This window comes from Acinetobacter sp. CIP A162 (assembly GCF_000367905.1).
Classification (GTDB): Bacteria; Pseudomonadota; Gammaproteobacteria; order Pseudomonadales; family Moraxellaceae; genus Acinetobacter; species Acinetobacter lwoffii.
Genome location: NZ_KB849158.1, coordinates 117,742 through 130,040 on the forward strand (window position 1 = coordinate 117,742; position 12,299 = coordinate 130,040).

Annotated in this window: 12 protein-coding genes; 3 read left to right on the top strand and 9 right to left on the bottom strand. The window is 42.4% G+C overall.

Annotated elements, in window-relative coordinates; genetic code table 11:
- The first annotated feature begins 2 nt into the window (after nt 1–2).
- Entirely contained in the window at nt 3–638 is a 636-nt protein-coding gene (gene coq7, locus F995_RS03175) for a 2-polyprenyl-3-methyl-6-methoxy-1,4-benzoquinone monooxygenase (RefSeq protein WP_004645382.1), read from the top strand.
- A gap of 146 nt (nt 639–784) precedes the next feature.
- On the opposite strand, the gene F995_RS03180 is transcribed toward coq7, so the two are convergent.
- Nucleotides 785–1,486: a DUF1003 domain-containing protein gene (locus F995_RS03180; RefSeq protein WP_004645383.1), complete on the bottom strand. Its 702-nt coding sequence runs from the start codon at nt 1,484–1,486 to the stop codon at nt 785–787.
- Between the two features lie 98 nt (nt 1,487–1,584).
- Nucleotides 1,585–2,331 (bottom strand): IS5-like element ISAba31 family transposase, encoded by a 747-nt coding sequence (locus F995_RS03185; RefSeq protein ID WP_004645384.1) that lies wholly within the window; start codon nt 2,329–2,331, stop codon nt 1,585–1,587.
- Nucleotides 2,332–2,628: 297 nt separating this feature from the next.
- Between F995_RS03185 and F995_RS03190 the strand changes: the two genes are divergently transcribed.
- A complete protein-coding gene (locus F995_RS03190) occupies nt 2,629–3,330 on the top strand; it encodes a VIT1/CCC1 transporter family protein (protein ID WP_004645386.1) in 702 nt (233 codons plus the stop codon).
- Nucleotides 3,331–3,923: 593 nt separating this feature from the next.
- Here F995_RS03190 and F995_RS03195 read toward each other — a convergent pair.
- The 4 genes from F995_RS03195 to F995_RS03210 all read right to left on the bottom strand — a co-directional run bounded on the left by F995_RS03195 (nt 3,924) and on the right by F995_RS03210 (nt 6,955).
- Nucleotides 3,924–4,361 (bottom strand): 2-amino-4-hydroxy-6-hydroxymethyldihydropteridine diphosphokinase, encoded by a 438-nt coding sequence (locus F995_RS03195; RefSeq protein ID WP_004645387.1) that lies wholly within the window; start codon nt 4,359–4,361, stop codon nt 3,924–3,926.
- Nucleotides 4,318–4,698 (bottom strand): dihydroneopterin aldolase, encoded by a 381-nt coding sequence (gene folB, locus F995_RS03200; protein WP_004645388.1) that lies wholly within the window; start codon nt 4,696–4,698, stop codon nt 4,318–4,320. Before folB ends, F995_RS03195 begins: the two co-directional genes overlap by 44 nt.
- Nucleotides 4,699–4,827: 129 nt before the next feature.
- Complete coding sequence (locus tag F995_RS03205; RefSeq protein WP_004278767.1) at nt 4,828–6,126, bottom strand: ABC1 kinase family protein; 1,299 nt, start codon at nt 6,124–6,126, stop codon at nt 4,828–4,830.
- 58 nt (nt 6,127–6,184) lie between these two features.
- On the bottom strand, nt 6,185–6,955 hold the full coding sequence (locus F995_RS03210; RefSeq protein ID WP_016807149.1) for a HesA/MoeB/ThiF family protein: 771 nt from the start codon (nt 6,953–6,955) through the stop codon (nt 6,185–6,187).
- 483 nt (nt 6,956–7,438) lie between these two features.
- On the opposite strand from F995_RS03210, the gene F995_RS03215 reads away from it, so the two are divergent.
- Nucleotides 7,439–7,969, top strand: a complete 531-nt coding sequence (locus tag F995_RS03215) for a pyridoxamine 5'-phosphate oxidase family protein (RefSeq protein WP_004645391.1) — start codon at nt 7,439–7,441, stop codon at nt 7,967–7,969.
- 254 nt (nt 7,970–8,223) lie between these two features.
- Here the strand turns inward: F995_RS03215 and F995_RS03220 are convergent, their stop codons facing one another.
- From F995_RS03220 to F995_RS03230, 3 genes are all read right to left on the bottom strand, one after another.
- The gene (locus tag F995_RS03220; protein WP_004645392.1) at nt 8,224–9,870 is read right to left on the bottom strand and encodes an AMP-binding protein; all 1,647 of its coding nucleotides are present in this window, start codon (nt 9,868–9,870) and stop codon (nt 8,224–8,226) included.
- Nucleotides 9,871–10,138: 268 nt separating this feature from the next.
- Nucleotides 10,139–11,275, bottom strand: coding sequence for an acyl-CoA dehydrogenase family protein (locus tag F995_RS03225; RefSeq protein ID WP_004645393.1), 1,137 nt, complete (start codon nt 11,273–11,275; stop codon nt 10,139–10,141).
- A 164-nt stretch (nt 11,276–11,439) separates the two neighbouring features.
- Nucleotides 11,440–12,210, bottom strand: a complete 771-nt coding sequence (locus tag F995_RS03230) for an SDR family NAD(P)-dependent oxidoreductase (RefSeq protein ID WP_004645394.1) — start codon at nt 12,208–12,210, stop codon at nt 11,440–11,442.
- Nucleotides 12,211–12,299 lie beyond the last annotated feature (89 nt).

The following is a 12,299-nucleotide window of genomic DNA, read 5'->3' on the forward strand; positions in this document are numbered from 1 at the left end:
TCATGCGTCAATATACAGGTGTCGATAAGCTGATTCATTCTTTTGATCAGGCATTACGCAGTCTCGTCCCGGGCACGACATCGGCACGACGTGAAAATCCGGCCCAACCGGTAGAAACACAATTAACGGTCAGTGATGCACGTCATGTAGCAGGTTTAATGCGGGTCAATCATAGTGGTGAGGTTTGCGCACAGGCACTGTACCATGGTCAGGCGATGACGGCTAAACTCCCGAATGTACGTCGTGAAATGGAACAGGCAGCGATTGAAGAACAGGATCATCTGGCCTGGTGTGAAGACCGCTTAAAAGAACTGGATAGCCATACCAGCCTACTCAATCCGGTCTGGTACGGTCTTTCCTTTGGTATGGGCGCGATTGCCGGAATCGCAGGTGACAAATACAGCTTGGGTTTTGTGGCTGAAACAGAACGTCAGGTCAGCATGCATTTACAGCATCATATTAGCCAGTTGCCACCGCAGGATGAACGTTCTCGTCGTATTCTAGAACAGATGAATGAAGATGAACTGCATCATCGGGATACAGCGTTAAATGCTGGCGGTGTAGATCTACCCGTTCCAGTTAAGATCGCCATGACAGGCATTTCCAAGTTGATGACCAAAACCAGTTATTTTATTTAAATAAGACGGTTTTAGTTTGAGCCCACTCATTTGTGGGCTTTTTAATATGGGTCAAATCTTGAGCGAGATAATAACAACTCAAGGCATATGGCGATCTTATTACTTATAAGCTCTATAAAATAATAGAGATTCCCCCACAGCATCCTTTAATCTTTTTTGCTCATTTCAGAAAGCAGGTCCAGCTGGATTTCCTGAATTTGCGCCAGCCGTTCCCATTGATGTAGCAGCAGATGATCTAATTTTTCATGCAAGTATTGGATTTCCAGCTCGGCTTTTAAATTGATCTGATAATCATTTTGCGAACGTAAGCGGTCTTTTGCTTCCTGTCTGTTCTGGCTCATCATAATAATAGGTGCCTGAATCGCCGCAAGACAGGATAGGATTAAATTCAACAGAATAAAAGGATAAGGATCAGCAGGTCGTGTCACCATCACCACAGTATTTATCGTAATCCACAGGCCCAAGAAGATTGCAAAACAAATCAAAAAGGTCCAGCTTCCACCAAAAGTTGCAATTTTATCGGCGAGCCTTTCTCCCAAGGTCCACTTTTGCTCTAAGGTCGTTTCCACATTTTTGGTAATCAGTTCATGCTGATGCATGCTATCAATCACTTCAAACTCAAGATCAGTCACTTCACCCTTTTCCGAACTTAATAATGAATGTACATACTGTATACGGTACTGGGTTAAATCTGCCTGGCAAATATAATCTTGCGGTGTCCAGCCTGGAATATCTTTGGCAATCTCTTCGGTAATGACTTGTCTGACTGTTCCCATCGGGGTGAGATTTTTCAGAAGAAAGTGCTTGCCGCATACCAAGCATTTATGGCTTTCATGTTTTTCTTTCATGATAATTCTCTTTTTAAACCAACTCACTCAGCTATTATTTTGTTCGATATGTTTGATTTGCTTTAGGGTCTGTTGACATTTACTGTTCATAATTAACCCTATAAAGGTAGCCATAAAAATATACAGGCTAAAGCAACAGAACTTTGATAATTTCTTTTGAGCTTGTCATATCGAGTAGCTATTCCTCTAAATTGCTTTAATCTACAAAACATATTTTCAACTAAATGCCTGATTTTATATAAATACCAGTCCATATGGTCATTGTTCGATTGGCTATTTGTTTTCTTTGGTATATTCGCTTTAGTCCCTGTTTTCCTGATCTGTTCACGCAGTGGTTCTGAATCATAGCCTTTATCTGCACATACCACTTTTGTCTCTTTTAAATCTAATGTTGATATTAAATCAGGTGCAACTTTAACATCATGTGTGGTTCCATCGGTAATCATGAAATCAATAGGATTGCCATGTGCATCAACAATCAAATGTATTTTTGAGGAGTTTCCTCCTACACTTTTAGAAATAGATTGATTCGCTATGCCGGCAGAATGTTGATGAGCACGTACATGAGAGCCATCAATAAAAATCCACTCCATATCGGGGCATGAGGCTAGTAATTTGAATAATCTAAGTAACTTACCGCTGCTTGACCAACGATTAAAACGTTTGAAAATAGAGTTTGAATGACCAAAACAGCAAGGAATATCTCGCCACGGACAGCCTGTTCTAATTCTATAGAGAATAGCTTCAATAAAATTGCGTAAATTTGAGTTGTGGTGAATGGATAAATTACGCAGAATAACTTTCAACTTTTGCCAGTGTTGATCTGTCAGCATGGTACGAGGCATAGCGAATAGTAAAATTGGGTTTGGCGATTTGATTTTACTACTTCGCTATTTTTTTAAGCTAAAAGTGTCAACACACCCTAGTCATTTTTACCATTCGTAAATCAATTATGTATCAAGTGCGTCTGATTTCTTGAACTTATGAATCTCACTTCGATTTTATCTTGGATTGATAAAATGCTCAGCCAAGCGCACGATGAGCTGATCATTCAAGATAATTTTCAGATCGATTCAATCCTACTATCTATACATGACTTAAATTTAATATAATCATGATGATAATAAAAAAGGGGCTTCATTGTGCGCCATTCATACCATCTTGAAAAACATTATATCGAACGCGCGGGCTGGCTTCGTGCAGCTGTACTGGGGGCAAATGACGGGATTATTTCGGTCACCAGTCTGGTGGTGGGTATTGCAGCCAGTGGAGCATCCACAGAAATTTTATTGGTGACCTGTGTTGCCGGATTGATTTCTGGAGCCGCATCAATGGCGGCCGGTGAATATATTTCGGTTAAATCCCAGCAAGATATTGAAACCAATGATCTACTCATGGAAGAGCGCGAACTCCAGCGCCATCCCACCCATGAGTTAAATGAGCTCAAAACGATTTATATACAGCGTGGGTTGGAACCTGCTTTGGCACAACAGGTCGCTGAACAGCTGACCAACCATAATGCCTTGGATGCCCATGCTCGAGACGAAATTGGTATTTCAGCACATACCTCTGCCCAACCTTTTCTCGCTGCATTTTCTTCCGCCATGGCCTTTACGGTAGGTTCATTATTCCCTTTAATTTCAATCATGATTTTACCGGAACACTATCTGGATAAAGGCGTCATGCTGATTGGCGTTTTAAGTTTGGGGATGATGGGTGCACTGGCAAGCTATGCCGGTGGAGTAAGTGTCTGGAGAGGTGCTGTTCGGGTGATGCTCTGGGGAATTATCGCCATGTTATTCAGTGCATGGATCGGATCATTATTTAATGTGTCTGTTGCCTAAATATGTGTTTATTTTTTAGCTAGACAAAGAATAGGATTGAGCGGCTCTTGTATTAACATCACTGAAAAATGTTTTTTCAAAAACTAGCCGCTCTAACAAAACTTGAGTTTAATTAATATATGTTCGGTTTTAATTTAGATATTTAAAACCTAAGATCTATGCATGAGAGGTATTGTTATGGAAACTACGATCATTCTTGCCATCTTGGCGATCATTATCATATTGCTGATCATTTTTTATAACAAGAAAAAGTGAAAGAGCGATGAGGCATTTTTACTGCTTTGAGGGTTTTTACTGATCTTAAAATAAATTCCAGAGCTTTAAATCAATCAAATATTAATTTCCCGTCGGAAAACCATGAAATCCCCATTGGATCACATAAAGAATCCCAAGGATTAAAATCACCGAAACCAAGATTTCTAATATTTTCATTTTTAAATGAGCTCTATACTTAAGCACCTCATCTTATCTGAATTTTTCTTTTCATCTAAAACAAAAAATTGAATCATAAAAAAAGCCTGATCTTGTTTGATCAGGTTGGTTAATCATTCTTACTGGATAAAATTTATGAGCAAAAAATTAGGTGATTTGATTTAAATCAGCTGTTCAACTGTTGGGAAGCTATGTGATCCATGTTCGAACATGGCATCATGCCAGATATCAAACATGGGCACTTTCACATCCAAAGCCAAAGGCAATTTTTTTTCATTAAACTGCATATGTTGAAGATCGGATCCCCAGGCAATCAAATCAACATCCAAAGTAATCTGATGGGATGGACGTACTCGCCCTAATGCCTGTTCCAGCTGTTTGAGCAGCTCAATCAGGTCTTCACTAGACACCGAACTTCGCAATAAACACGCTGCATTCCAGTAATCTGCGCCGATGCCATCACGGCAAGGAATCATATAAATGGGAGAAAACTGGACTTCTCCCCATTCGGAAATACGTTGCTGTGCAGCTTGAAAATGTTGCTGAGGATGACAATTACTCGCTAATGCTAGGGCGAAAATCGTTTCGGTGGCGTTCAAGACGTATCCCTACAGAATTGGCTTGCGCGATAATGGCAGGCTTACGGATCGTAATATTAATCGATTCAATTGCTGTAAAGGTAGTAAAAAGTGCATTCAGCACTAACTTTGCTGCATGTTCAATCAATTCAGGCTTGGCGTCTTGAATGACTTTGCTGGAAATCTCACAAATTTCTGCATAATTCAGCGTATCTGCAAGTGCATCTGAGTTTGATGCCTGTTCTAAATCGGTTTGAATGGTCAAATCCAGCATTAGAGGCTGAATAATTTGACGCTCCCAGTTAAAGCAGCCCACGACTGTCTCAACCTTTAAACCTTCAATAATAATGGCGTCCATTGGATTGCTCGAAAATTTAGTACTGGCTGCATCCCTCTCAAGCTCCTTTACAAAGGGAGGAGCTTTTAAAGTCCCCCTTTTTTAAAGGGGGATTTAGAGGGATTTTTCCAAGTCTAGATGAGTTTAAGATTAATGCTTTAACAGCAGATTCGGATCCATGCTTTGCACCATTTGCAAACGCTGATCGGCATAGATGTCGGTATACGGCGCAAGAATTCGCATGAAACGGTCGAAATACAGCATTTGCTTGAACAGCAAGGCAAAATCGCGCGGGAACCGGATGCCATGACGTTCACCCACAGCCACCATATCCATCATGATATCGTTCAGGTCAGCAGGGTTGGACGTTAACAATTCCTGCGGATCCGCCATCAATACACCGCTAAATAAACGTTCCAGATCAGCAGCCAAGACTTTGGTGTCAATCTGCACAGCGGTCATGCCCATTTTCAGCATGTTTTGCGCCATCAGCTCATAATTGGTATGTTGCAATGAATCCATAAATGCCATACATGCCGTCCATACTTCAGGCTTAAGCTGACCCACAATACCGAAATCAATAAAACCGACACGGCCATCTTCGAGCAGCATCAGGTTGCCTGCATGCAGATCGGCATGGAAACTGTTACACATCATCAAGCTGCCAAACCAGGTATTCATCGCGGTAATGAGTACTTGAGATGGATCTTTAGATACTTTTTTGACCACTTCAAAATCTGTCAAAGGCACACCGTATAAACGCTGCATGGTGAGCACACGACGGGTCGAATATTGATGATAAACCTTAGGTGCAGTGGCTGCCTGATTGTTGGTGATATTCAGGTAATTGACAAAATCATCCAGATTCTGGGCTTCCTCGATAAAATCGACTTCACGCACCATACGGGTTTTGATTTCTTCGACAATGTCAGCCAGTGAAGCAAACTTGACTTTCGGGACTGCTTTTTCCAGCAACTTGGTTGCCCAATGCAGCACATTCAAGTCAGTGTACAAAATGGTTTCTACGCCCGGTTTTTGTACTTTAATCACCACATCTTCGCCAGACACCAGTTTGGCCGCATGCACCTGTGCAATAGATGCAGAGGCTAATGGCGTTTCATCAATCGATGCAAAGATTTCATCCAGGTTACGTCCTGCAAATTCAGAGGCTAAAACCTGCTGGATATAGCTAAACGGCAAGCGTGGTGTCTGATCCAGACAGCCCTGAAATTCTTCAACATATTCACGTGGAAATAGTGACGGCGTACTGGCAATAAACTGACCGAGCTTGATATAAGTTGAACCTAAGGATTCAAAAGTTTCACGCATCAGTTTGGCATTGCTCGGCTTTTCAGTGGCATATTTAAAGCCCGCCTTTGCCGCAACGACTGCTGTTTCTCCCATACGGGCAACTGAACGTATTCCATCTAACCAGATATTGTTTTTCATAATGTCTTAGGAAAAATTAATTAAACGCAGTGTAGCAAAAAAAAATCACTTTGCAGGCTTATCTTACCTGACAGATTGGGCAATCTGTATCTTTTTCGAAAGCGAGAATCCGCTGCTTAAAACTCAGTCCATCCCACAACAACAGCTTTTGTCGAAGTGGCATCTGGCCCAATCCCAGATATAACAAGGCATGATGTGCCTGCAAGCTGGCCATCACATTCGGGGTGGTCGCCAGTACACCGGAGTCTGCACAGCGCAGACTTTCATCGGCCTGATTTTCTGGCGGAAACAGGCAGGCATAACAGGCGGAATCCCCTTCGACCATAAACAGCTGGCCTTGCAAGCCAATCGCAGAAGCACTCAATAAAGGCACATTCAGCTCAACACACATCTGATTGACCAGATAGCGTGTGGCAAACTGATCACAACCATCCAGTACCAGATCCTGATGCTCGATCACACTTACTGCATTGTCAGCCGTTAAGGCCTGATTGATATATTCAACCTGTACGTTCGGATTAACCTGACTCAGTCTTTTGGCGAGAGTTTCTGCCTTATAAAATCCAATATCCTGCGGTATAAATGCCAGTTGTCGCTGCAAATTACTCATCTCGATGGTATCTGGATCGATCAGGGTAATTTTCCCCACACCTGCGCGTGCCAGAAGTTCTGCCAGTGCACAGCCAATCCCGCCACAACCAATAATGCAGATATTCGAAAATTTTAAGCGTTCTTGAGCGTCAATATCCCAGCCATCCAGAAGAATCTGACGGCTATACAGATGCAGTTCAGCATCGGTGAGTTCGAATTCTGGGGATATGGCATCCATGTTAAATGTAGACAACGTCTTTCCTTGTTTCGAAAATTTTTAACAATGATCGCAAAAATTAGCTTTACTGAAGTTTTTAAGGACTGATAAATCTCTGGAATATCAATCTCACAGTCAATTCACAGCACATCAATAAATTATTCGGCAATCGTTGAGCCAAATAGCATATCAGCTAAACGCTCGGTATCAAGTTGCAGCCGCTATGGCTTGGCAAGATTTTTTGAATCACCTCAATTCAACGGTTCCGGCAAACAGCTCTTTCTCATTTATAAAAGGTGTCAGACCTGAAGTTTTTAAAATCTTTGCTATTGAATTACCCTGTAAATAGAGCAGCCCTGTTTAGCAATTCTGTAGTCTCTGCCTGTATTTGAGTATGAAAATGTATGAGTTCAGTGAGACCTAAGGCATCTGTCTCTAAATATGATTAATCTGAAAATACCAAGCAATCTTTTCAGCTTTCATAAAATCGTATGGAGAACATACATGACCGAGCATAACAATACTCAACATGATAATCGTGAAAAATTATGGGAATTGATCAAGGATGTCCGTTACACCATGATCAGCCATTTAAATGATACACATGAAATACACTCCCAGCCGATGACCATGCTGAACTCCGAACAGATGAACGAACGTCAAAACTTATATTTCATCCTGCGTAATACCAATGATCTGGTCAAAGCAGCAGAAACTGGCCGTGGTCAAATTGGCCTGTCTTTTGCAAAACCATCAGATGGTATCTATGTGTCGATCAGTGCTCATGCCCAGATCAGTACTGACCGCATTCTGATTGAACAGTTGTGGAATCCGTGGGCAGAAAACTGGTTTGAAGGCAAGGATGATCCGACCGTACGGGTATTGATTGCTAAAGCAGTCAGCGCAGAATACTGGAATGTCACAGATAACAAAGTTACCCAGCTTTTTAAAGCCTTAAAAGGCGGTGTTACCGGCGAAGCGGGCGAACCGCATGCAGAACATCAAAAAGTGAATCTACAAAGTAATATCTGGTAATGAATGAGGTTTAGCCTCTTGAAATTAAGAGGCTAAATTTTTGATATATTTCATTTTAAATATTAATGTAATTTTACTGTAATGACATAAAAATTATAATTTTAGCTTGCCTCAATCTGCTCTCTTGAAGATATAAGTTTGGGGAAATCAGCTCAATATCTGACTAAAATTTAAGTAGAAGATTTATTTCCTAAAAAAACCAAAGGCTGCCATGGCAGCCTTTGAACATTCAATCAAACAATTAATTTGAAAAATTAACTGACTCGCTTCATCTCTTGAAGTTTGGCAACTTCCTGCTGTTTGAGTAAATTGCGCTGAATCTTGCCACTCGATGTTTTAGGCAAAGACGTCACAAACTCAATCTCTTTCGGATAGGCATGTTTGGATAAGCGTGAACGTACATAACTTTGCAGTTTCAACATCAAATCTTCAGTGGCTGGATATGCTGATTTAAGTACTACAAAGGCTTTCACAATTTCAGTACGTTCTGGATCTGGCTTGCCGACGACTGCAGATTCAAGCACTTCTTCACATTCAAGCAAAGTACTTTCTACATCAAAAGGTCCAACCCGATATCCTGAGGTTGTAATGACATCATCTGCACGTCCAATAAAATCAATACCGCCATATTCATTCAGCTTCACGGTATCACCAGTGAGATAATACTGCCCGACAAATGACTTGCGGTTATGCCCTGCATAGCCTTCAAACCACATCAAAGGTGAAGCTGAACAGTCAATTGCCAAGGTTCCAATCCCGCCTTTTTCTACCTCCTGATGTTCTTTGTTCAATACAGCAAAACGATGCCCAGGAATCGCAAAACCGGCTGAACCAACTTTTTTATAATGCTCTAGGCCATGATGATTAGCGATCACCATCCCCAGTTCAGTCTGTCCATATTGATCGTAAATATTCACATTTAAATCATGATTAAACCACTGAATCACTTCAGGCGTGAGCGGCTCACCCGCACTACTTACCACGCGTAAATGCGAACTGATGCCTGCATCAAATTTTTCTTTAAAGCCAAAGAACATGCGAAATGCGGTTGGCGAACCAGTCAGGTTATTCACCTGATATTTTTGAATGATTTGTACGGCATTATCGACACTAAAGCCACGTTCATCCATGATGATGCTGTGCCCTAAACTCAACGGCCCTGCAATACCATAATACAGTCCATACGCCCAGCCCGGATCTGCCAGATTCCAGAAGGAATCTTCATCTCGCAGATCTACGGCGTGCAGCATATAGCCTTTAAAGGCCAACAACGCTTTTAAAGGTACAGGAACCGATTTTGCCAAGCCTGTCGTACCTGAAGTAAACATCATCAGGAAGACATCATTAAACTGGCAATTTACCGGTTCAAACTCCTCTGGTTGTTGCTGTAAGGCTGTCCAGAAATCCGCATCTTGATAATTATTTGTCGCTGTTTGATGCACAGTCAGAATATTAGGAACATTGAAATCATGGAGTTTCAGTCGTTGTTCTTCATCAGTAACGATCAACTGGGTATTGGCGGTACTGATACGATGTTCAATGGCTTTGCTTTCAAAGGCAGTAAATAAAGGTTGATAAATGGCACCAATCCGCCAAGTGGCTAATATAGTAATTAAGAGTGCTGGCGTTCTTGGCAGCAACCCTGCAATACAGTCACCAGCCTTTAAACCCAGAGAATGCATATAATTGGCCAGCTGTCCTGAAGCCACGGCCAGTTGTTCAAAGGTCCACTGCTCTGCGTCTCCGTTTTTGCCTTCCCAAATCAGTGCAGTTCGGTTTTGACCCAAGTAGCGACCACAGCATTCGGTATACGCATTGATGTTCTCTGCGTTTCCAACCAGATGTTCTTGAACCATATTTTCAAAATTAAAATCAGCATATGCCTGTTCTAGTGTCTTCATGACGACAACCTCTTTCCTGTTGTAGTTTTCAGGCGACCTTGCCTGAGTTTGTCCATTTGTATTTGTTGTTCCTGCTGATTCCATCAGCATACTTTCTCAAATCTGCATTCATGCCCTATGGCTAGAACATGAATAAAGCTTATTTTTCGATTATTCGCACTGTATGTCTTTAGATCATCATGTTCAGTTGAATCCTGCAATTTCCATATCCATCCATGTAAGTGCAGAATTTGAACATTAATCAAAGTCTGTTTTTTTAATTTAACAATCAGCGTTGACACACTTCACGTGCAATCACCAGTCGTTGAATATCTGATGCACCTTCATAAATCTGGCTCACTCGCACATCACGATAGATACGCTCAACCGGAAAATCAGAGACATAACCGTAGCCACCATGAATCTGGATCGCATCTGAACAGACTCGCTCTGCAATGGTCGATGCAAACAGCTTTGCCATCGATGCTTCTTTTAAACACGCCAAGCCTGCATCTTTTAACGTTGCAGCATGCAAGACAAGCTGACGTGCGGCTTCAATTTGGGTCGCCATATCTGCAAGCCTGAACGCCACAGCCTGATGCTGCACAATTTCCACACCAAAGGCTTTGCGTTCATTGGCATATTCCACTGCAGCATCTAGTGCAGCCCGCGCCATACCGACTGATTGTGCTGCAATCCCGATGCGACCCGATTCAAGATTCGACAAGGCAATTTTATAGCCTTCACCTTCCTGGCCCAGCAGGTTGGCAGCCGGAATCCGGCAGTTATCCAGAACGATGGTCGCGGTATCCGAACAATGCTGACCCATTTTCTCTTCTAGGCGTGACACGATATAACCCGGTGCATCGGTCGGCACCAGAAAGCATGAAATACCCTTTTTCCCTGCAGATTTATCAGTCACAGCAAAGACTAGTGCAATCTGTGCGTGTTTACCTGTCGTGATAAACTGCTTGGTACCATTTAGCACCCATTCATCGCCATCGCGTTCGGCTTTACACTCCAGCGAACTGGCATCCGAACCGGCCTGAGGTTCCGTCAAGCAGAAACAGCCTAGCCATTCACCTGTTGCCAGTTTAGTCAAATACTGCTGTTTTTGTGCCTCTGTGCCATAACGCTGGGTGATACCACAAGGCAAAGAATTCTGCACACTGACAATCGTCGAGATTGCACCATCACCTGCAGCGATCTCCTCTAGTGCCAAGACTAGTGAAACATAATCCAGACCTGCACCGCCCCATTCTTCAGCCACTGTCATACCCAATGCGCCAAGCTCACCGAGTTCTTTAAGTTCTTGTGCTGGGAATTGTGCCGTTTTGTCGCGTAAGGCCGCTGTCGGTTTCAGTTTCTGCTGCGAATAGTTACGCATCATGTCCTGAATCATTTTTTGTTCATCATTTAAAATCACGGGTATTTCCCTTCTTTATTTTTTTCTATCCAGCATTAGCAAGGACTTTTTAACTGCCAGAAATGTGATGCTTTCTGGATATATTCGGCAAATTCAGCATGCAACTTTCCCTGATACGTCATTGCCATTTTGATGAATCAGAGAAAATGTGTTTATTTAAAAAATTATTTTGGCGCCATACGGATTGCACCATCTAGACGAATCACTTCACCATTCAAATAACCATTTTCAAAGATATGTCCCACCAGCTGGGCAAATTCCTGTGGTTTGGCCAGACGCGATGGAAATGGCACCATTTGCCCCAAAGCATCCTGGACATTTTGCGGCATGCCTTTCAGCATCGGAGTTTCCATAATGCCCGGCGCGATGGTCATGACACGGATCGCTTCACGAGCCAGTTCACGTGCCAAAGGTAAAGTCATTGCGACGACTGCACCTTTGGATGCCGCATAGGCAGTCTGACCAATTTGACCGTCATAAGCGGCAACTGAAGCAGTATTCACAATCACGCCACGTTCTTCTTCACCAGCTTGCAGCTCATATTTTGCAATTAAAGCCGCCGCATGACGCAACATATTAAAAGTACCGTTTACATTAATATTCAGCACTTTTTGGAACATTGCCAATTCATGGATGCCGTTACGACCCAATACTTTGGCGGATGGCGCAATCCCGGCACAGTTGATCAAACCATTCAGTTGACCATACGTACTTTCAACATGAGCGAAGAAAGCTTCAACTGTCTGTTCATCGGTCACATCGAGCTGTACAAACTCAGACTGTGAACCCAGTTGCTGCTGTAATGCCTGACCCTGCTCCTGATTCATATCGACCAGAATCACTTTAGCACCGTGTTCAACCAAATGAGTCGCTGTAGCTGCACCCAAACCTGAGGCACCACCAGTGATCACAATAACTTTTCCCTGAATGTTCATGTTTATTTCCTAGCGATTTTTCTATTTCAGATACGACTTAATATGCAGAGTAAACAGAGTTTTTATTCTGTACAATTTCCAAATATTGC